Consider the following 20,421-nt stretch of genomic DNA (forward strand, 5'->3'; position numbering starts at 1 on the left):
GTCCGCGGGCGTGAAAAACTGCCGCGAAATGGTGTCTTCGCGGCAGTATAGTTCGGCCGGTTTGCGCGGCGTGTCTACACGCGGCGCCAGTGCTGGCCTTCGCGCGCGACGAGGCCTTTCCCGGAGAGGTCCATGAGCAGGTGAACGGTCAACCCGACGGTGAACCCGCAGGCGGCGGCGACGTCGGAAGCTTCGAGGCCGCCGGTGTCGGTGAGCGGCAAGGAGTCGTAGACGCGGAGCTCGTTGCGGGAGAGCTGCTGGACGGCGTCGGCGGCGAAGTCGATCTCGTACTGGCCGTCGACATCTGAGGCACCAACGGGGCTGAGCTGCTCGTGCGCGTCGTCGGCGCTGAGCACCATGTTGGCGCGTCCGTCGCGGATGGCCAGGTTCGTGCCCAGCGACCCGGGCCCGAGGATCGGCCCCGGCACCGCCATGCCGACACGGTTGAACACCTCGACCCATTTCAGCGTGTTCAGCGCACCGGAGCGGAACGCGGCTTCCACGACGACGGTCCCCTGCGTCAGCGCGGCGACGAGGCGGTTTCGCGTGAGAAAACGGTGCCGGTCGGGAGTGACACCGGGCGGATATTCGGTGACCACCGCCCCACCTTCAGCCGCGATGCGCTTGAACATAGCCTCGTTGCGCCGCGGGTAGACCTGCCCGGCGCCGCACGCGGCCACCACGACAGTCGCGCCCCCGGCGTCCAGAGCTGCGGTGTGTGCGACTGTGTCGATGCCGAGCGCCCCGCCGGAGACGATGGTGTGCTGGTGGCGCACGAGGCCGGAGCACAGGTCGGCGGTCGCGTGGTGCCCGTACGACGAGGCGGCGCGGGTGCCCACGATCCCGACGGCGCTGGCGAACAATTGCGCGAGATTCGCGTTGCCGCGCACCCACAGGGCATGCGGCGGGTGCGCGTCGGGAGGTAGATTTTCACTGTTTTTTGTCGCCCGCACCACCGCCGCCCCGAACGACCCCTCGATCGCCTCCCGCGGCCACTCCGGGGATTCGGGGGTGATCAGCCGGTAGCCTTCGCGCTCCGCGGCGGCGAGGTCTTCGGCAGGCTGGTCCCAACTGCGGCGGGATTCAGTGGCGGGTCCTAATTCGCCAAGCCAACTGGCGCGGGTGCGGATGCCGTGAGCGAGTTCGTCGGCGTCGCGCCCGGCGGCGAGCATCGCCTGGATGTGCCGGTTCGGCCCTTCGACGACGCGGTTCAGGTACGCCCATGATTCGAGCGAGCTCATGCCGCCACCCCCGCCTCAACCGTGGCGCGCAGGTCGAGGGCGTCCATGACCTCAGCGAGACGCGGCTTATCGACGCCCCCGACATCCGCCACCGTCCACGCCAACCTCAAGATCCTGTCGACACCGCGCTGGGTGATGATCCCGTCGCCCAGGGCCTTGCTGATCACGCCCATCCCTTCCTCGTCGGCGGGGAAATCCCGCCGCAGGACAGCACCGGGCACGCGCGCGTTCGTCGTGGCGGACACCCCGGCTTTGGCCCAGCGCCGCTTCGCGCGGTCGCGGGCGGCGAGCACACGCTGGGCGATTGCCGCGGAGGATTCAGCGGGCGCGGAGGGGGTGGAGGTGACAAGGGCGCCGGCGGAGGTCGTCGATAAGCTGATGTCGATGCGGTCGCGCAACGGCCCCGAGAGATTGCGCAGGTACCTGGCCCGCTCGCCCGAGGAGCACGTGCATTTCGCGGCGTTGTCGACCCCGCAACGGCAGGGGTTGGCGGCCATGACGAGCTGGAAATCCGCCGGATAGACCACCTCCCGGCGGGCACGGGTGAGCCGCACCTGACCTTTTTCGAGCGGGACGCGCAAAGAGTCGAGCGTGTGGGCGTCGATCTCGCTGACCTCGTCGAGGAAGAGCACCCCGTGATGGGCGTGGCTGACAGCGCCGGGCCGCGGGATGCCGGACCCGCCGCCGATGAGCGCCGCGCGGCCGAGCGACGGATGAGGCGCGACGAACGGTGCATGGACGATGACCTCCCCGAGCGAATTCCCGGAGATCGAGTGGATCGCCGTCGCCTCCACGACCTGCTGCGGTGTGAGCTCCGGCAGGATCGACGGGAGGCGCTCCGCCAGCATGGATTTGCCGGAGCCGGGCGCACCGATCATGAGCACGTGGTGCGCCCCGGCGGCCGCGATCTCCATGGCGCGGCGCTCCCGGTCCTGGCCGACGACGTCGCGGAAATCCGGCACGTGAACCGGCTGCACGGTGTGGCTGACGGTCTCCAGCCCCGGCAGGTCACGCTCCCCGACCGCCCACAACCACGCCTCGGTGAGGTCGCGGGCGATCTTCACCGCCGGGTGCCCGACCAGCGCGGCTTCGGCGGCGTTCTCGGCGGGAATGATCACATGGTCGACATCGTGGAGGGCTTCGAGAATGACCTGGAGGATCCCGTCGACGCGGCGCAGCTGCCCGCCGAGGCCAAGCTCGCCGACGATGAGGCTGCGCCCCAGCCGGCGCTCGGCGCGCGGATCCATGCTCGCCAGCACAGCCAGCGCGATCGGCAGGTCGAATTGAGATCCGGCCTTCGGCAGGTTCGCCGGCGACAGCGACACCATGATCTTGGTGCGCGGCCACGGCAGCGTCGAATTCGCCACGGCGGTGCGGATCCGGTCGCGGGACTCGCCGACGGCTTTGTCGCCCAAGCCCACGATGTGCATTCCCGGTAACCCGGGCCCGACATTCGCCTCGACGGTGACGCGGTGCGCGCCGATGCCTTCGACGGTCGCGGAGAACGTGCTAGCAAGCGCCATCGTCGACCCCCTGGTACATGCGGCAGGAGACGTTGACTCCGTCGAAGATGACCTCCACGACATCGAAACGCACGTCCGAGTAAGCCCCGTTATCCGCGCCGCCGTTTTTCTCCCGTTCGCACAACCATTGCACGGCTGCAGCGCGGATCCGGCGCAGCTTCGCCGGTGTGACGGCCTCAGCGGCGCCGAAGCTCGTGCTGCGCCGCGTTTTCACCTCGGCGAACACGATTGCGCCGCCCGGCGACCGGGCGATCACGTCTATTTCGCCGTCGCGGGCGCGGTAGCGCAGCTGCACTATCTCGTAGCCCATTTCCTCATACCAGGCGGCGGCGCTGGACTCGCCGCATACCCCCAACATGTACTGGTCACGGTTGTCTTGCTTTACAGGCATGAAAAATTCCCCTCTGTTCAACTAAGTGGTTGCACTTAGTTAGACGAGGGGAACGGGCGGAAGGATCCGTCGAAAAGCGAAAAATTACTCGGGGATGACCATGTCCGGCTTGTCCAACTCCTCGATGTTGACGTCCTTGTACGTGATCACCCGCACGTAGCGCACGAAACGCACGGCGCGGTACATGTCCCACACCCACGCGTCCGACATGCGGACCTCGTAGTAGACGTCCTTGCCCTCGGTGTGCGGGATGAGCTCGACGGCGTTGGCGAGGTAGAAGCGGCGGTCCGTCTCCACGACATACGAGAATTGGCTGACCACGTCGCGGTATTCGCGGTAGAGGGACAGCTCGACCTCGGCCTCGTAATTGTCCAGGTCTTCAGCGCTCATCGTGGGTGCTCCTCATGTACTTCTCGTGGGCGGCAGCGACGTTGGCATAAGTGTAGCGATGCTCGGCACTCGCGCCGTGACGGCGCACCGCGTCCAGGTGGGCGCGCGTCGAATAGCCTTTGTGCTTATCGACGCCGTACCCCGGGTACTCCTCCCCCATTTCCGTCACCAGCCGGTCGCGGCTCACTTTGGCCAGCACGCTGGCGGCGGCGATACAGCGGGCGGTGTAATCCCCACCAATCACCGGGAGCTGGGGTGCGGTGAGGCCTGGGATATAGAAGGCGTCGATAAGCACGTAGCCCGGCGCGATGTCGAGCGCGGCAACCGCGCGGCGCGCACCGTCGAGGTTGGCGTTCTGGATGCCGCGCCGGTCGATCTCCGCGGCAGGAATGTGGATCACCGAGTATGCGAGCGCCGTATCGACGACTACCGCGTAGAGCTCCTCCCGCCGTTTCGGGGTGAGCTTCTTGGAATCGGTGAGCCCCTCGAGCACCGCGATCGGCTGCGGCGGAAGGACGCACGCCGCGATCGTGATGGGGCCGAAGCACGCGCCGCGGCCCGCTTCGTCGATGCCCGCGACAGGCCCGAGACCTGCTTTATCCAGCGCGACCTCGTAGGTGCGCAGCTGTTTGAGCCTGCGCATAGGGTGCGTCTACTGCTGCTGCGGCTGGATCTCGCGGTCCTTCACCGGACCGATGCGGGTCAGCGGCAAGATGATGAAGGAGACCTTGCCGCGGATATTGTCCTCCGGGATGGTTCCCTGGAACTCGTCGCCGGAGTGGTAGCGCGAATCCGCGGAATTGGTGCGGTTGTCGCCCATGACGAAGACGTTGTCCTCGGGCACCGTGATCGGGCCGAAGAATTTGCCGCCGCACTCCGCGGAGCCGTCCTCGCCGACGACCGGGTTGGCCGGCGGGTCGAGAATGTAGGACTGGTCGATCGGTTCACCGTCCACCATCACTGCCGGGTCGCCGGCCTGACACGACACCGTCTGGCCGCCGGCGGCGACGACTCGCTTGACCAGGTCGTTCTCGTCCGGCGCCACCAGGCCCACGTACGAGCCGAGCTGCTGCAGGCCCGCCACAAACGCGTTGTCGGAGCGGTTGGACACGTAATCGGTGTTCCACGACGGCGTGCCCTCGAAGACCACCACGTCGCCCGGCTCCGGGTCGGAGAAGTAGTAGCTGACCTTCTGCACGAAAATGCGGTCGCCGTTGCAGCCCTCGCATCCGTGCAGCGTCGGCTCCATCGATGCCGACGGGATCAGGTACACGCGGCCCACGAACGTCTGCAGCACGAAGATCAGCGCCAGCGTGAGCAGGACGACCACCGGGATCTCGATGTACCACGGTGTGGTGCTCTCCTGGTCGTCGCGAGTGCGGCGCGCTTGGCGGGGTCGGGGTCGGGGCTGCCTGTATTCAGTCACGGCAAAACACTTTATCAGCGAGAAAACGAAACGCCCCCTCCCGTTCGCCGTAAGTGCGGCGGGAACGGGAGGGGGCGCGGGGCGTCGATTAGCGACGCTCCTTGATGCGGGCTGCCTTACCGCGCAGATCGCGCATGTAGTACAGCTTCGCGCGACGGACGCGGCCGCGGCGTAGGACCTCGATGTGGTCGATGTTCGGGGAGTGGACTGGGAAGGTGCGCTCCACGCCGATGCCAAAGGAGATCTTGCGGACGGTGAAGGTCTCGCGGATGCCGGAGCCCTGGCGGCGGACAACGAAGCCCTCGAAGAGCTGGGTACGGGTGACGTTGCCCTCGATGACCTTGACGTGGACGCCAAGGGTGTCGCCGGGGCGGAAGTCCGGGATGTCGTCGCGCAGCTGACCTGCGTCGACCTTGTCGATAATGCCGTTGGACATGGCAGAATTCCTTTTCAGATTTGGACAGAGGACCCTAGCGGCGCGAGGCGCTCGACTGGTTCGTGTCGGCTACATGACCCAAACATTCTTGCATAAGGGCCGGTAGCTTCCAAAATCCCGCTTATCGACGCTCCACCGTCGACCCGTACCAGTATTCGACCCCCGGAAGAGCGTTCACCACAGCCTGCGTTGCCTGCTGCGGTGTCAGTGTCGTCCGGCCCGAGACGACGACGCGGTAGACGGGGTCGAGCAGCGGCCCGTCCTCAGCCGCGAGGAACTGGTTGACCACCACGTTGTCAGGCTGGCAGCTGGTGTCCATGACCTCGACGTCGATGCGCTCGGCCGGGTAGCCCGCGCGGCGCAGCTTCTTGGCCACCTTGTTCTGGTTCTTCTCCCACGCGGTCGCGCTCATGATCGCGCCGATGTCTGTGGACACCTCGCGCGCGTCGAGAGTGAACAGGTCCTCTTTGTCGAGCGTGCCGTCCTGACGCGCCTTCTCGATCAGGTCGGGGCGCACGCGCTGGGTGCGCTCGAGCGACCGGTCGCGCCGCCAGCGCGCGATCTTGCCGTGGTCGCCCGAGTAAAGAACCTCGGGCGCATCGATACCGCGCCACTGCCGCGGCTTGGTGTAAGACGGCCCCTCGAGCAGACCGTCGGAGAAGCTGTCCTCCTCGTGACTCTCCGTGTTTCCCAGCACGCCGGGAATGAGACGCGTGACAGCCTCGGCGATGACGAGCACCGCCACCTCCCCGCCGATGAGCACATAATCGCCGATAGAGACCTCCCGCACCCGGTATTTCTTTTCCGCGTCCTTGAAGACCCGCTGGTCGATCCCCTCGTAGCGGCCGCACGCGAAGACGATGTGCTCCTCCCGCGACCACGCCTGCGCGTCGGCCTGGGTGAATGGTTTTCCGGCCGGCGTCGGGACGAGCAGCAGCGGCTTGTCCGCGTCTGTGTCTGCGTTGTCACCCGCGGCGTACGGGCGGGGCGCGACTTCCGCGACATCGTCGTGCCGCAGTTTGTCGTTCCGGTGGGCGGCGGCTGAGTCGAGCTCGGTCCCGGCGCGGCCGGAGGCGACATCGTCGAGCGCGTTGCCCCACACCTCGGGCAGCATGACCATGCCCGGTCCCCCGCCGAGCGGCGGCGCGTCGACCGACTTGTGGGTGCCCGTAGCCCAGTCGCGCAGGTCGTGCACGCCGACGGAGAGGATGCCCTGCTCGATCGCCTTGCCCAGCAGGGCGTGGCGCAGAGGATCGAGGTAGTCGGGGAAGATCGTGACGACGTCCAGCCTCATGGCACTCACAGCTCCAGCAGCCCCTCCGGCGGGGTGGCCACCAGATAGCCCTCGCCCAGGTCGATCTCCGGCACGATATCCATGACGAACGGGATGAGGACTTCCTTGCCGTTGTAATCCACCTCGAGCAGCTTCCGGTTGGGCATGGTGGTGACGCCCGTGACGTCGCCGATATGGGAGCCGCCGACAAGCACGCGCAAGCCGATGAGCTCGTGGTCGTAGTACTCGTCCGAATCCTCGTCGCGCTCGAGCGGCTCCGCGAAGAACTGCGTGCCGCGCAGCGAATCCGCGGCCGTGCGGTCCGCGACCTCCTCGAATGTGACCAGCAAGCGCTTCTGGTGCGGGCGCACCGACGCGACGGTCAGGTCCTGCTCCTTGCCCGCCTGGCGGCCGTGCAGCACCTCGCCTGCGGCGAAGAAAACATCTTCATCGTCCGCGAGCGGCTCCACGACGACCTCGCCGCGCACCCCATGGGACTTCACAACCCTGCCGATCCGGATTTCCATGCAGCTCAGGCTACCAGCGCCGACTGCCGCTACGCTCGAGGCCATGAGCATGAGGACACATCCGACCACGAGCGACGGCGTCCTGGCGCGGCACACCGCGACCTATGTCTCAAAAGAATATGCCAGCTGCGTCGTCGATAGTCGCCTACCGCATGCGCTGCTGTGGAAAGGCACCGCGTACGTGGACATCCACGCCTCGTACTCCGATCGGGCGTTCGTCGTCGTCCGCAGCGTCGACGGCGACACGACCACCGTGAAGCCGATCAGCGGCAGCACCGGATCGAGGGAAGAAATGCACGAGCTTCTCGACGCCGCCGTCGCCGGTGCCCAACGCGAAAACTACCCATTTCCGCCATGAGTTTTCCTGTTGGCATTGAAAAGCAAAATGCCCGCACACCGTGTGGTGTACGGGCACGAGTGCGGGGAGCTTAGTTCTCCTCGGACTCCTCAGCCTTCTCTTCCTCGGCCGGGGCATCTTCAGCCTCAGCAGCCTCGGCTTCTTCCTGAGTCTTGGCCTCGGCCTCTGCCTCTTCCTTGGCCTTCTTGCGCTTCTCGGTGATGGCCTCGGCGGTCGGGCCGTTGGAAGCCTCCTCGAGGGCCTGGTTGAACAGGTCGAGCTTGGACGGCTTCTCCTCGGCGACCTTGAGGGTGCCCTCGGCGCCTTCCTCGCCCTTGTGCTTCTGCCAGTCGCCGGTCACCTTGAGCAGAGCGGCGACGGGCTCGGTCGGCTGCGCGCCGACGCCGAGCCAGTACTGTGCGCGCTCGGAATCGATCTGGATGAGCGACGGCTCTTCCTTCGGGTGGTAGATGCCGATGTTCTCGATGACGCGGCCATCGCGGCGGGTGCGGGCATCAGCGACGACAACGCGGTACTGGGCGTTGCGGATCTTGCCCACGCGCTGCAGCTTGATCTTTACAGCCATGTTGAAAGTCCTTTACTTGGTCACTGGGCAGTTCGGACACCCGCCGCTTTCGACGGGCCGGTTCAACCCTTGAGTTTCACCTGCGTGTGACTACGGCCGGGCGGTGGGGCTTCCCGTTTTTAGGAAGTGTGCCGGATCCGGCGCTAACGCAGCTTTCGTTTCGGCACGCACTGAGCGCGCGTCAACCCGCAATACACTACCCCCGGGCGCACCGCCACACCAAAACGACGTGGGGGTTACCGGATTTCCGGGTTTCCGGCGGTAAGGTCTTCCCAGGAACACCCAGAAAGAAATTGAGACAACCAGCTTCGATGGCGAAACAATGTCTCCTCCTCTTCCACAACACCACGGATTTTTGACGCAATGACGACAACGGTTACCGCTCAGCAGCCCACGGATTCGAAACCGGCACCGAAAAAGCAGGCGTACCGGAAAGATCTCGACGGATTGCGCGGCATCGCGATCGGTTTGGTGGTGCTGTTCCACGTGTTCGTGGGGCGCGTCTCGGGCGGCGTCGACGTGTTCTTGCTGCTGTCGGGCTATTTCTTCATGGGCTCGCAGCTGCGGTACGCGATGCGTCCGAATCCTTCGCTGAATCCGTGGTGGCCGTTCTGGCGCACGGCGCGGCGACTGCTGCCGGCGCTGGCGGTGGTGCTCGCTGCGATCTACGCGGGGATTAGGTGGCTGACGCCGGAGATCATGAGCCAGGACCTGGCGAAACAGTTCACCGCGTCGGTGCTGTATTTCCAGAACTACGAGCTGGCCTCGCAGAACCTGGATTACGCGGCGGCGGGCGCGGAGACCTCTCCCCTGCAGCACCTGTGGTCGATGAGCGTCCAGGGGCAGTTCTATGTCTTCGCGATCACGACGGGCGTCATCGTGGCATTCCTCGCCTCCCGCGTCGGGGTGAGCAACACGAAGCTGCGCCGCGGCATCATCGCACTGTTGGCGGTGCTGGCGGTGGCATCCTTCGCGTACGCGTCGCGCCACGGTCTGGTGGGCACACCGAAGAATTACTACGAATTCCCCTCGCGCCTGTGGGAGCTGGCGTTCGGCGCGCTGCTGGCCATGCTGCCGGTGACGAACATAATCCCGGAAAAGCTCCGCGGCGCGGCTGCCGCGCTAGGTGTGGCGGCCATCGCGGTGACCGGCGCGATCATCACGACCTCGCTGGCATTCCCGGGCCCGGCGGCGCTCATTCCGCTCCTGGGCGCGGCTCTCGTCGTCATGGCAGGACCCGACCAGCCGGTCGCGCGTGTGCTGTCTTCCGGCCCGATTCTCTGGCTGGGCAAAGTCGCATACTCGCTATACCTGTGGCACTGGCCGCTGCTGATTCTCTTCACTGTGAAGTCGGGCCGCCCGACGCCTACGGTGGCGCTCGGTGTGCTGGTCATCGCCCTGTCGCTCTGCCTGGCGCACCTGACCTACACGCTTGTGGAGGATCCTCTGCGCCAGCACGGCAAGCGTCCTAAGGCGGGCGACACCCCGGTGCGTACCGCACGAGCAAGCTTGGCGACGACCGAGGGCCGCGGCCGCGCCGTCGGCGGCGCCCTGATCGGCGCGATCCTGCTCGGGGTCTTGTCGATTCAGCCGCTGCACGCGCGCCAGGTGGACAACGCCGATTTCAACCTCACGTCCGAAAAATACCCGGGCGCAATGGCCAATTTCGGCGAGAAGGTGCCGGAGGCGCAACCGCAGCCGGACCCGAATCTGATCGCGGATATCTTCCCTCCGACAGCCGACGACAACTGCATCATCTTCATGGACCAGCCAGCCGACATGCTTCCGGGCCCGCACTGCGTGTGGGGCGATCCCGAAGCGGAGACCACCGTCGTGCTGTTCGGCGGCTCCCACTCCGAGCCGTGGCTGATCCCACTCGACGAACTGGGCAAGGAGCACGGTTTCAAAGTGATGCCGATGGTGCGCCAGTCGTGCCCGCTGATCCTCGACGACCTCGACACCGTCAGCCCCGAATGCGCGGAATGGTCGCGCCTGGCGTTCAACACGATCATCGAGATGAAGCCGGACCTTACCATTTCCACTGCCACGCGCCCTGAGGGCCGCGCCGGCGAAGGCAGCCCCGGCCCAGACATCGTGCCCAGCTCATACGCCACAGTATGGGAAGAGCTGCAGGCCAACGACATTCCGTTCCTCGGCATGCGCGACAACCCGTGGGTGTTCAGCCGCGAAGGCGCGCACATGGACCCGAACGAATGCCTGATCGCCGGCAACGACTTTGAGGCCTGCTCGACGCTGCGCGACACCGTCTACGGCGGCGCCGACCCGTCTGCCGAGTACCTCTTCCCGGAGAACAAGCAGTGGGGCCTGGACACCTCCGACTGGTTCTGCGACGACGAGCTGTGCCCGCCGATCATCGGCAACGTATACGTCTACCGCGACCAGAACCACGTCTCCAACGCCTACGCCGCCACCACTGCCCCACTGCTGTGGGCGAAGCTCCAGGAGGTCTTCGCCGCGCTCGGCACCCCGGTCAAAGGACTCGAGCAGGCGTCTGCACTCGACCCGGAGCAAGGCTCCCTGACGGGGCAGCAGGAAGAAGGGGTGGACACGGGAGACGTCGGCAAACCGAGCGTTGAGGCGAACCCCGACCTGCTGCCGGAGCTCGGCGACCAATAAAAAATCCTCCCGCATTTTGAACTGCTCCCCATTAGTCGGTAATTGATTTCTCAGTCCAACTAATGGGGAGCAGTTCATTTCGCGGAAGGATGTGGCTGAAGCCTATTTGCCCTTGCCCATGCGCTTCATGGCCTCGCCGAAGTCGAGGTTGTTCAGATCGATGCCGTCCATGCCCGGCGGAAGCTGCTCCTGCATCTTCTTCAACTGGGCTGGATCGAGATGATCCATCCCCGGCATTCCGGGCATTCCGCCCATTCCCGGCATGCCCGGCATCTTCGGGCCTCCGCCACCCCGCTTCTTCGCGGGCTTGCGCTTGCCGTTCTTGCCCTTGCGACCCTTCGGTTTCTTCTTCGTCGCGGAACGGCCGCCCATTCCCGGCATGCCCGGCATTCCGCCCATGCCGAACTGGCTGGCCATCTTGCCCATCATCTTCTTCGCCTCGAAGAATCGCTCGACAAGCTGGTTGACCTCGGCGACCGTGACGCCCGAACCGTTCGCGATGCGTTTGCGGCGCGACGCGTTGAGGATCTTCGGGTCTTCGCGCTCGGCCGGCGTCATACCGCGGATGATGGCCTGGATGCGGTCGAGCTGCTTCTCGTCGACCATGTCAGCCATCTCGTTCATCTGTTTGCCGCCCGGCATCATCTTCAGCAGGTTGCCGATCGGGCCCATACGGCGGATCATCAGCAGCTGGTCGAGGAAGTCCTCGAGCGTGAGCTCGCCAGAGCCCAGCTTCATGGCGGCTTGCTCCGCCTTCTGCTGGTCCATCGTCGCTTCGGCCTGCTCGATGAGGGAGAGCAGATCGCCCATGCCGAGGATTCGGCTGGACATGCGGTCCGGGTGGAAGATGTCGAAGTCCTCGAGCTTCTCGCCCGTGGACGCGTACAGGATCGGCTTGCCGGTGACCTCGCGGATCGACAAGGCGGCACCGCCGCGGGCGTCACCGTCGAGCTTGGTCAGAACAACACCGGTGAAGTCGACGCCGTCGGCGAAGGCCTGCGCGGTCGCGACAGCGTCCTGGCCGATCATGGCGTCGATGACAAAGAGAACCTCGTCCGGGTTGACGGCGTCGCGGATATTGCGCGCCTGCGTCATCAGGGTCTCGTCGATGCCGAGACGGCCGGCGGTATCGATGATGACCACGTCCGCGTGCGTGCGGCGGGCTTCCTCGATCGACGCCGTGGCCACTTCAACCGGGTCACCGTGGGACGTGCCCATCTCATGTTCGCTCGAGTCCAGGGAGGTGCCCGGATCCGGCGCGAAGGTAGGTACGCCAGCCCGCTTACCGACGATCTCCAGCTGCTGAACCGCCCCCGGTCGCTGCAAATCGCAGGCCACCAGCATCGGGGCGTGCCCCTGCTTGGTCAGGTGCATGGCGAGCTTGCCCGCCAGTGTGGTCTTACCTGCACCCTGCAGACCGGCGAGCATGACCACGGTCGGCGGGTTCTTCGCCAGGTTGAGGCGGCGGGTCTCGCCGCCGAGGATATTGGTCAGCTCCTCATCGACGATTTTGATGACCTGCTGCGCCGGGTTCAGCGCCTCAGAAACATCTGCCCCTAGCGCGCGCTCTTTGACGCGCTTGATGAATGCGCGGACAACAGGCAGGGAGACATCGGCCTCGAGCAGGGCGATGCGGATCTCACGGGCGGTGGCGTTGATGTCCTCTTCCGTGAGTTTGCCCTTGCCGCGCAGACCTTTGAGCGCTGTTTGCAAGCGGTCGGACAATGACTCGAACACGAGTGGCACGCTCCTTGGAGAACGGTAGAGGGTTTAAGACAGAAACTTCCCTATACCCTAGCGCGCCGGGCTGCGGCGTCGATAAGCGAAGGCCACTTAAAGCGCGCTAATCGACGATCGCTGCCTCATCCGTCTCGCCCGTGCGGACGCGAATCACGCGCTCAACGGGAGCAACCCAGATTTTCCCGTCGCCGACCTCTCCGGTGCACGCGGCTCCCAGAATCGCCTCTACAGCCGCGTCAACTTGCTCGTCTGTGACGACAATTTCGAGCTTGATCTTGGCCACGTACGGGGAAGAGTACTGCGCACCGCGGTAGAACTCGACCCCAGCGCGCTGGCGTCCGCGGCCTTGCGCTTCGGTGACTGTGATTCCTTGAACGCCGGTCGCCTCGAGTGCGACGACGATATCTTCAAGGGTGAACGGCTTGATGACTGCCGTAATGAGCTTCATCGTTCAATCTCCTTCTCGTGAGTGGCTACCTCTTTCTTTTGAGTTGTACCCGCTTTACGGGAATGCGGTTCGTGGTGCTCCCGGGACTCGTTCAAACCGAGATCCGCAGCCGGTTTGTTGCTCGCGGGGAGGCCTCCCGGGCGCATGCCGGGGCCGCCGAAGTCGTAGCCCGTTTCGCGGTGCATCGAGTAGTCGATTCCCTCGAATTCCTGCTGGCGGGTAATGCGCCACCCGATAGTGTGCTTAATCGCGAGCGCGATCAGTAACGTGATGACGCCGCTAAGCAGCATGGCCACCAAAGCAATCAGGGTCTGCACGACGAGAAGCTTCCACCCGTCGGCTCCACCGCCGGTGAAAATTCCGCTCTGGTCGGCGAAGAACGCCACACCCACCGTGCCCCAAATACCTGCCACCAGGTGGACGCCCACTACGTCGAGGGAGTCGTCGTAATTGAAGGTGTATTTCAATCCCACACCGAAGCACGCGAAGATGCCGCCGATGAAGCCGAGCACGAGAGAAGAAACAGGGCTGATGTCGCCCGCCGCGGGTGTGATGGCCACCAAACCGGCCACAAGACCTGAGGAAGCACCGAGCGAGGTCGCATAACCGTCACGGAGGCGCTCAACCGCCAACCAGCCGAGCATCGCCGCGGCTGCCGCGGCAACTGTGTTCAGCCACGCCAGCCCTGCAAGACCGTCAGCGGCGAAGGCCGACCCGCCGTTGAAGCCGGCCCATCCGAACCACAGCAGGGCGGCGCCGATCATGACCAGCGGTAAATTGTGCGGACGGGAGTTGGATTGCGGGAATCCCTGACGACGCCCGATAACCAGTGCCAGCACGAACGCTGCTGTACCCGCAGAAATGTGCACCACGGTGCCTCCCGCGAAATCAATGGGCACAATCGCTGCTTCACCGTTCTCGTGCCCAAAAAGCAGAGCGGAAAGCGATTTCTCGCCCTCGCCGAGGATTCCTCCGCCCCACACCATGTGGGCAAGCGGGAAGTACACTAGCGTCACCCACGCGACGACGAATGCGATCCAGGCACCGATCTTCACGCGGCTCGCAATCGCTCCCGAAATGATCGCCGCCGAAATCACGGCAAATGTCAGCTGGAAAACGATGTCGACAACATTCGCGTAGCCGTTAGCGCCTTCGATATACGCTCCATTCGCATCGACGATCGAATTGCGCAGACCGAAGAACTCGAACGGGTTGGCAAAGAGTCCGGCAACGGACTGGCTGCCGTAGGACTCCGACCACCCCCAGAGCACGTACACCACCGGCACGACTCCGAGCGCGGTGAAGGACATCATCATCATGTTGAGAACACTTCGGCGTGAAGACATTCCCCCGTAGAAAAGCGAAAGCGCCGGTGTCATGAGCAACACCAGCGCCGCTGACACAAGCATCCAGCTTGTGCTACCTGCCATAGTGGCTGTCTGTTCGGGCATCACCTTCATCACCTCACAGGGTCTCTTGTGGTTTTCCGTTTTGGTCGTAGCGACCGAAATAACCGTAAACCTGCAGACTCTGCGTAAATCCCCCAAAAAGCAAAAATGCGACATAGGTCACGCCTAAGCCGCATTTTACATTCATTTGGTTGGACCTATGAACTAGTCATAGAACCGCAACCGCATTTAGCCGAGCAACGCGTCGACAAAGCCCTCCACCTCGAACGGCGCGAGATCGTCCGCGCCCTCGCCGAGGCCGACGAGTTTGACCGGCACGCCGAGTTCTTCCTGGACCTGGAAGACAATGCCGCCCTTGGCGGTGCCGTCCAGCTTGGTGAGAACGACACCGGTGATCTCGACGACGTCCTTGAACACGCGCGCCTGGGTCAGGCCGTTCTGGCCGACGGTTGCGTCGAGCACCAGCAGCACCTCGTCGACCTGGGACTTCTTCTCGACGACGCGCTTGACCTTGCCCAGCTGGTCCATCAGGCCGGTGGAGGTGTGCAGGCGACCGGCGGTGTCCACGAGCACGACATCGGCCTGCTGCTCCACACCTGTCTTGACGGCGTCGAAGGCGACGGACGCCGGGTCCGCGCCCTCCTTGCCGCGGACGGTGGACGCGCCGACGCGGCGACCCCACGTCTCCAACTGGTCAGCCGCGGCCGCACGGAAGGTGTCCGCCGCGCCGAGCACCACGCTGTGCCCCATGGAGATGAGCACGCGCGCCAGCTTGCCGGTCGTGGTGGTCTTGCCGGTGCCGTTGACACCAACGACGAGGATGACCGCCGGCTTGCCGTTATTCGGCATCGCCTTGATGGAGCGGTCCAACTCCGGCTTGCCCGCCTCGATGAGGGTCTCGCGCAGCATCGCACGCGCTTCTTCCTCGGTGGACACGCCGCGCTCGGCGATCTTCTCGCGCAGGGATTCGGTGACCTTCATAGTCAGCTCCGCGCCGAGGTCCGCCATGATCAGCGTGTCCTCGATCTCCTCCCAGGCGTCCTCGTCGAGGTCGCCCGCGGAGAGAATGCCAAGCAGTCCCTGACCGATCGCGTTCTGCGAGCGCGACAAACGCCCGCGCAGCTTGCCGATGCGGCCCGTCGCCGGCTCGATGTCGTCCAGCTGCTCGTCCGGCACCGGCTCGGTCTCGATGACGCTGGCCTCGGTCTCTTCCGCTGCCGGCTGCTCGGCTGCGGCGGCAGCGCCCGCTGCGCCTGCAGCTGCTCCTTCGCTCCTCTCGGGCGCCGGCGTTTGCTCGCGTGCTTCCTCGGCGGCCTCGGCAGTCGACCGCGCGGCTTCAGCCGCTTCTTGTGCTTCTGCCTCTGCCTCAGCAGGGGTGGCATCGGAGGGCTCTTCAAGCTCGACCGGGTGATCGGCACCGGCAATGTCGCCCGGCTTGTCTTCAGGTTCAGCCGGGGTTTCCGGCTCAACCGCCGCTGCAGGCTTCTTCTGATCAACCTGTGCTTCCGGGGCGGGGTCCTTCGCCGGCTCGACCTCAGCCGGATCGGGCTCGATCACTTTGGTCTCGGTCTCGCCGAGCTCGACGGGATCGACCTCGTCTTCGACGGTCGGTGCCGGAGCGACCTGCTCAGTCTCGGCGGCATCAGCGGTCTCGGTGTTCTTAGCAGAAGCAGGCTTTGCGGACGAAGCGGCTGCGGCTCCGGCAGCACCGGCCGCGGCACCAGCGTCCGCGACCTTAGGGGAGGTGGAGGGGGTGTCGCGCTTCAACGGCTCGTCGACACGCACCGGCTCTTTCTCGGCCGTCGGTGCGCCGGCGGGCGCGAAGTTGAAGCCGCCCTTTGCCTGGTAGTTGCCGGATTTCTCCTGCTGGGTGAGTTCTTTTTGCTGCTCCGGCTCCTTCTTTTCAAAGGAGACGGTCTTGGACTTCTTCCGGTTGTTGCCGACGACAATGACGATGCCCAGGATGATGAGCAGCACCACGACGACGGCGATAACGACCCACAGAACAGTTGAATTCATCATGTCCCCCATAGTGCCACCAGATGGCGCGTCGGGGTGCGGCTAGTCGGCAGTCTCGCGCGGGGCAGGGTTCATGCGCTGGGAAATGACGCGGGTGACCCCGTCGCCGCGCATGGTCACGCCGTAGAGCACATTCGCTACATCCATCGTTGGTTTTTGGTGGGTGATCACGATGAGCTGCGAGTCTTCGCGGAGTTCTTCAAGGAGGGCGATGAGGCGGCGGAGGTTGACGTCGTCAAGCGCAGCTTCGACCTCGTCGAGGACGTAGAACGGGCTGGGGCGCGCGCGGAAGATGGCCACGAGCATGGCCAGCGCGGTGAGCGATTTCTCGCCGCCGGAGAGCAGCGACAGCCGCTTGACTTTCTTGCCCGGCGGGCGCGCCTCGATCTCGATGCCAGTCGTGAGCATGTCCGACGGGTCGGTGAGCAAAAGGCGCGCTTCGCCGCCCGGGAACAAGGTGTCGAACACGCGGGGGAATTCGCGTTCGACGTCGTGCCACGCGTCGGTGAAAAGCTGCAAGATTTGCTTATCGACGTCATCGATCACCCCCGCCAGGTCCTTCCTCGCCTGGACCACGTCGGCGAGTTGGGTGGACAGGAAGCTGTATCGCTCCTCGAGCGCCTTGTACTCCTCGAGCGCGAGCGGGTTGACCTTGCCGAGCGCGGCGAGATCTTTCTCCGCTTTCTTCAGGCGCTTCTTTTCTTCTGCCTCGTCGAAGTCCTCGGCGGGCGAGTAGTCGGCGAGCAGGTCGTCGATGGCGATGCCGAGCTGTTCGACGATCTTTGTTTCCGCTTCGTCGATGCGCACCTGCGCCTGCTCGCGGGCGATGTCCGCGGCGTGCGAGGTGTCGCCGAGCCGGGCGAGCTGCTTCCGCAGCGCGCTGACCGTCTCGCGGGCGTGCGATTGCCGCGCGGCGAGCTGCTTCACGTCGGCGGAAAGCGTGTCGCGGCGCTGCGTGGCGTGCTCGAGCGAGCCTGCGATTTTCGCGGCGAGGTCGCGCGCGTGCTCCGCAACGGCCTGTGCGAGCTCGGCCTGCGCTCGCTTGCGCGCCATCGCCACATCGTGCCGCGCTTTCGCCTGCCTCTCGTGCTCCGCTTGTCTGCGGAGCGCCGCTCCCCTCCCCGCCACGTTGTCCACCGCCTGCTGGGTGGAACGGGCGGCGAGAGTCGCTTCCATTTCCTCCGACCGGGCTGTCGTGAGCGCCGCGTTCGCTTCGTCGCGCGCAGTCGCATCGGCTTCCTCGTCGGAGTCGGGGCGTTCGACGCGGGAAAGGCGGTCGCGGGTCTCGGCGAGTGATTTCTCGCGCCCGCTGAGCCGAATGTCCGCCTCGTTGGCCTGCTTCGCGGAGCTGGCATGCTGCTTCTGGGCCTGCTCCGCCTGTTTGACTAGGCGCTGGTGGTCGCGCTTCCACGATTCGGCCTGCGCGTCGTGCTCTTTGAGCGCAGCCTTCGCCGACGCGGCGGCCACGCGCGCTTCCTCCGCGGCGATCTTGGCACCTTCGAAGGTGCCGGACAGCTCGTCGAGTTCCGCCTGGGCCTCGTCGAGTTCTGCCGTGGCGGCCTCGATCTGGGCGGCTACCTCCACGCTGGAGGCGCCGCCGGAACCGGCGGCGAGCCAGCCTTCGCCGACGGCAACACCGTCGGGGGTCACTGCACGCAGTCGAGGGTCGTCGGCGATTGCCCGGCGCGCGGCGGCCACATCGTCGGCGAGAACCACATCGACGAGAATGCGGGTGATGGGACCGACGACATCGTCGTCGAGGCTGACGTGGTCGAGCAGCCAGGTAGTTCCAGCGGGTGGTGTGCCATCGAGGCGCCAAGACTGGCCGCCTGCGCCGGTGTCGACGACGACGGCGCGGGAGGCGTTGCCGAGCTCGTCGGCGATCGCGCTGTCGTCGACGTCGCCGGCGAGTGCTTCCGCGTGGGCCCCGAGTGCCGCTGCGAGGGCTTTTTCCACGCCTTTATCCGGCTTCATACGGTCGGCGACAGGCGCGAATTTCTCGCCCAAGACATCTGCGGCCTCCGCGACAGGGGCGGTCTCGCTGAGCGTCGCGATACGGGCCGAGAGCGAATACACCGCCTTCTCCCTCGCCTTTTGCTCCGCACGGAGCTGCTCCAAGCGCTGCTCGGCGGCGTCGGTTTCTGCGGCGGCGCGGACATGGGCATTCTCGAGGGGCTCGCGGCCCCTGGCGATCTCGGCGACTTTCTCGGCGGCTGCTTGCGCTTCCGCCTCGGCTTCCTGCGCGCGTGCCCGGGTCTCGTCTGCGGCGGCGGCAAGACGCGCGATCTCCTGCTTCGCGGACTCCACTGCGGCGACTTGGCTCTCTTCCTGGGCGAGCAAGCGCACGACGCCTTCGCGGCGGTCGGCGATCGCGCGGACCTGGGCCATGTGCTCGGCCTCGGCTGCGCGAGCTTTTTCTGCGAGCTCACCGACCCGCTCCGCGATCTGTTTGCGGCGGGCTTCCGCCTTTTCGTATTCGGCCAACGCGTCGGCGTGCTGCTGTTCGGCGCGCTCCGCCCGCGCGATCAGATCGTCGGGGTCCTGCCCGCGGTATTCGGTCGTGTCACCGACATGCGAGGCACGCTCGGTGGCGATGCGCAGCGTCGCCGAGGTCCGCTCCGCCAACGACGACAACCCGAACCAGAGCTGCTGCGCCCGCTCCGAATTCGCGGCCGCCGCCGAGTGCATCTCCTCGACCTCGGACAGGTGCGATTCCGCCTCGGTCAGCTGCTCGGTGACAGTCTCGACCTGCTGGGCGTGGAGGTGGGCGGCACGGGAGGCGTCGTCAAGCGATGCTCTGAGCGCGACCACCTTGTGGCCCGCAAGGCGCAGACGCGCGTCGCGGACATCCGCTTGGACGGTCGCGGCGCGCTGCGCGGCCTCGGCCTGACGTGCGAGCGGCTTGAGCTGCTTGCCCAGCTCGTCGGTGAGGTCCGTGAGGCGGTCCAGGTTCGCCTGCATGCCCGTGAGCTTGCGCTGCGCTTTCTCGCGGCGGCGACGGTGCTTGAGCACACCCGCGGCCTCTTCGATGAACGCGCGGCGATCCTCTGGACGCGACTCGAGGATCTCGTTGAGCTTGCCCTGGCCGACGATGATGTGCATCTCGCGACCGATGCCCGAGTCGCTGAGCAGCTCCTGGATGTCCATGAGGCGCGCCTTGGAGCCGTTGATCTCGTATTCGCTGGCGCCGTCGCGGAACATACGGCGCGTAATGGCCACGGACGAGTACTCGATCGGCAGCCTGCCGTCCGTGTTGTCGAAGGTCAGCGTCACTTCCGCGCGGCCCAACTGCTTGCGATCGCCTGCGCCAGCGAAGATGACGTCCTCCATCTTCCCGCCGCGCAAATTCTTCGCGCCCTGCTCCCCCATCACCCAAGCGAGCGCGTCGACCACATTCGACTTGCCCGAGCCATTCGGCCCGACGACCGCGCAAATGCCCTGCTCGAATTTCATCGTCGTCGCAGACGCAAAGGACTTGAATCCTTTGAGCGTCAGCGATGTCAGGTGCATTGTGCTGATCTTACCGAACGGTGTGCGGGCGTTTTCTCCTTCAAGCCCACGGAGCGTGTCCGGGTCGTTTTGTAGGCTCACGTCACAATGGCAGGGAAGAGCTGAAGGGTGGGGATGCGCACGTGCCGAGAAATCAGATTCGTTGGTACGCGCCCGGGGGCGAGACCGAGCCGGTGAGCAAGAAGGAATTCCGCTCGCTCACCAAAGAAGGCCAAGGTGCGTTAGCCGCCAGGATCAAGCAGCTGGCGCAGGCGAGAATCGGGCTTTCCGATCTGCGTCATCTACGGGGAGAGCTCTACGAAATCCGGGCCCAGGTGGGAAACAACCACTTCAGGGTGATCGTCATCCAGGACTCCCCTGTCCACTTCATCATTTTGTCCTGCTTTTACAAGAACCAGCAGAAGACGCCGAAGCAGGAGCTGGCCAAAGCAGAGCAGCGCTTGAAACGGTGGCGCTCCGGGAATTGATCTATCGGTTCAAGCCGATTACTGTGGCGGACATCGGTTCTAGCCGATATTAAAGGAGGCG

General features: G+C 65.4%; 18 protein-coding genes. 3 read left to right on the forward strand and 15 right to left on the reverse strand.

The window, feature by feature from the left end; all coding sequences use genetic code 11:
• Positions 1 to 74 precede the first annotated feature (74 nt).
• The 9 genes from dprA to rimM form a co-directional block, all read right to left on the reverse strand.
• Positions 75 to 1,241: a DNA-processing protein DprA gene (gene dprA / locus CAPP_RS07395; protein WP_076598783.1), complete on the reverse strand. Its 1,167-nt coding sequence runs from the start codon at positions 1,239 to 1,241 to the stop codon at positions 75 to 77.
• Positions 1,238 to 2,764 (reverse strand): YifB family Mg chelatase-like AAA ATPase, encoded by a 1,527-nt coding sequence (locus CAPP_RS07400; RefSeq protein WP_076598782.1) that lies wholly within the window; start codon positions 2,762 to 2,764, stop codon positions 1,238 to 1,240. The genes dprA and CAPP_RS07400 overlap by 4 nt, the downstream gene beginning before the upstream one ends.
• Positions 2,751 to 3,155 carry a YraN family protein gene (locus CAPP_RS07405; protein WP_076598781.1) on the reverse strand — a complete coding sequence of 135 codons (405 nt, stop codon included), beginning with the start codon at positions 3,153 to 3,155 and terminating at the stop codon, positions 2,751 to 2,753. Before CAPP_RS07405 ends, CAPP_RS07400 begins: the two co-directional genes overlap by 14 nt.
• Positions 3,156 to 3,239: 84 nt before the next feature.
• Positions 3,240 to 3,545, reverse strand: coding sequence for a DUF2469 domain-containing protein (locus tag CAPP_RS07410; RefSeq protein ID WP_076598780.1), 306 nt, complete (start codon positions 3,543 to 3,545; stop codon positions 3,240 to 3,242).
• Positions 3,535 to 4,188: a ribonuclease HII gene (locus CAPP_RS07415; protein WP_076598779.1), complete on the reverse strand. Its 654-nt coding sequence runs from the start codon at positions 4,186 to 4,188 to the stop codon at positions 3,535 to 3,537. The genes CAPP_RS07410 and CAPP_RS07415 overlap by 11 nt, the downstream gene beginning before the upstream one ends.
• 9 nt (positions 4,189 to 4,197) lie before the next feature.
• The gene (gene lepB, locus CAPP_RS07420) at positions 4,198 to 4,887 is read right to left on the reverse strand and encodes a signal peptidase I (protein WP_234958784.1); all 690 of its coding nucleotides are present in this window, start codon (positions 4,885 to 4,887) and stop codon (positions 4,198 to 4,200) included.
• A gap of 172 nt (positions 4,888 to 5,059) precedes the next feature.
• Positions 5,060 to 5,407, reverse strand: coding sequence for a 50S ribosomal protein L19 (gene rplS, locus CAPP_RS07425; protein WP_076598777.1), 348 nt, complete (start codon positions 5,405 to 5,407; stop codon positions 5,060 to 5,062).
• 121 nt (positions 5,408 to 5,528) lie between these two features.
• On the reverse strand, positions 5,529 to 6,701 hold the full coding sequence (gene trmD / locus CAPP_RS07430) for a tRNA (guanosine(37)-N1)-methyltransferase TrmD (RefSeq protein ID WP_076598776.1): 1,173 nt from the start codon (positions 6,699 to 6,701) through the stop codon (positions 5,529 to 5,531).
• A 5-nt stretch (positions 6,702 to 6,706) separates the two neighbouring features.
• The gene (gene rimM / locus CAPP_RS07435; protein WP_076598775.1) at positions 6,707 to 7,207 is read right to left on the reverse strand and encodes a ribosome maturation factor RimM; all 501 of its coding nucleotides are present in this window, start codon (positions 7,205 to 7,207) and stop codon (positions 6,707 to 6,709) included.
• A gap of 43 nt (positions 7,208 to 7,250) precedes the next feature.
• Here rimM and CAPP_RS07440 point away from each other — a divergent pair, with 43 nt between their 5' ends.
• A complete protein-coding gene (locus CAPP_RS07440; protein WP_143313843.1) occupies positions 7,251 to 7,565 on the forward strand; it encodes a hypothetical protein in 315 nt (104 codons plus the stop codon).
• A gap of 70 nt (positions 7,566 to 7,635) precedes the next feature.
• Here the strand turns inward: CAPP_RS07440 and rpsP are convergent, their stop codons facing one another.
• On the reverse strand, positions 7,636 to 8,130 hold the full coding sequence (gene rpsP, locus CAPP_RS07445) for a 30S ribosomal protein S16 (protein WP_076598773.1): 495 nt from the start codon (positions 8,128 to 8,130) through the stop codon (positions 7,636 to 7,638).
• 363 nt (positions 8,131 to 8,493) lie between these two features.
• Between rpsP and CAPP_RS07450 the strand changes: the two genes are divergently transcribed.
• On the forward strand, positions 8,494 to 10,767 hold the full coding sequence (locus CAPP_RS07450) for an acyltransferase family protein (RefSeq protein WP_084560518.1): 2,274 nt from the start codon (positions 8,494 to 8,496) through the stop codon (positions 10,765 to 10,767).
• A gap of 102 nt (positions 10,768 to 10,869) precedes the next feature.
• Here the strand turns inward: CAPP_RS07450 and ffh are convergent, their stop codons facing one another.
• The 5 genes from ffh to smc all read right to left on the reverse strand — a co-directional run bounded on the left by ffh (position 10,870) and on the right by smc (position 19,893).
• Positions 10,870 to 12,504 carry a signal recognition particle protein gene (ffh, locus tag CAPP_RS07455; RefSeq protein WP_076598772.1) on the reverse strand — a complete coding sequence of 545 codons (1,635 nt, stop codon included), beginning with the start codon at positions 12,502 to 12,504 and terminating at the stop codon, positions 10,870 to 10,872.
• Between the two features lie 106 nt (positions 12,505 to 12,610).
• Complete coding sequence (locus CAPP_RS07460) at positions 12,611 to 12,955, reverse strand: P-II family nitrogen regulator (RefSeq protein WP_076598771.1); 345 nt, start codon at positions 12,953 to 12,955, stop codon at positions 12,611 to 12,613.
• Positions 12,952 to 14,415, reverse strand: coding sequence for an ammonium transporter (locus CAPP_RS07465; protein ID WP_143313842.1), 1,464 nt, complete (start codon positions 14,413 to 14,415; stop codon positions 12,952 to 12,954). Before CAPP_RS07465 ends, CAPP_RS07460 begins: the two co-directional genes overlap by 4 nt.
• A gap of 177 nt (positions 14,416 to 14,592) precedes the next feature.
• Positions 14,593 to 16,395 (reverse strand): signal recognition particle-docking protein FtsY, encoded by a 1,803-nt coding sequence (gene ftsY / locus CAPP_RS07470; protein ID WP_412459489.1) that lies wholly within the window; start codon positions 16,393 to 16,395, stop codon positions 14,593 to 14,595.
• Between the two features lie 30 nt (positions 16,396 to 16,425).
• Complete coding sequence (gene smc, locus CAPP_RS07475) at positions 16,426 to 19,893, reverse strand: chromosome segregation protein SMC (protein WP_076598770.1); 3,468 nt, start codon at positions 19,891 to 19,893, stop codon at positions 16,426 to 16,428.
• Between the two features lie 173 nt (positions 19,894 to 20,066).
• Here smc and CAPP_RS07480 point away from each other — a divergent pair, with 173 nt between their 5' ends.
• Positions 20,067 to 20,360 (forward strand): type II toxin-antitoxin system RelE/ParE family toxin, encoded by a 294-nt coding sequence (locus tag CAPP_RS07480; RefSeq protein WP_159437728.1) that lies wholly within the window; start codon positions 20,067 to 20,069, stop codon positions 20,358 to 20,360.
• The last annotated feature ends 61 nt before the right edge of the window (positions 20,361 to 20,421 follow it).

Origin of the sequence: Corynebacterium appendicis CIP 107643, assembly GCF_030408415.1 — a bacterium.
In the GTDB taxonomy this organism is placed as follows: Bacteria; Actinomycetota; Actinomycetes; order Mycobacteriales; family Mycobacteriaceae; genus Corynebacterium; species Corynebacterium appendicis.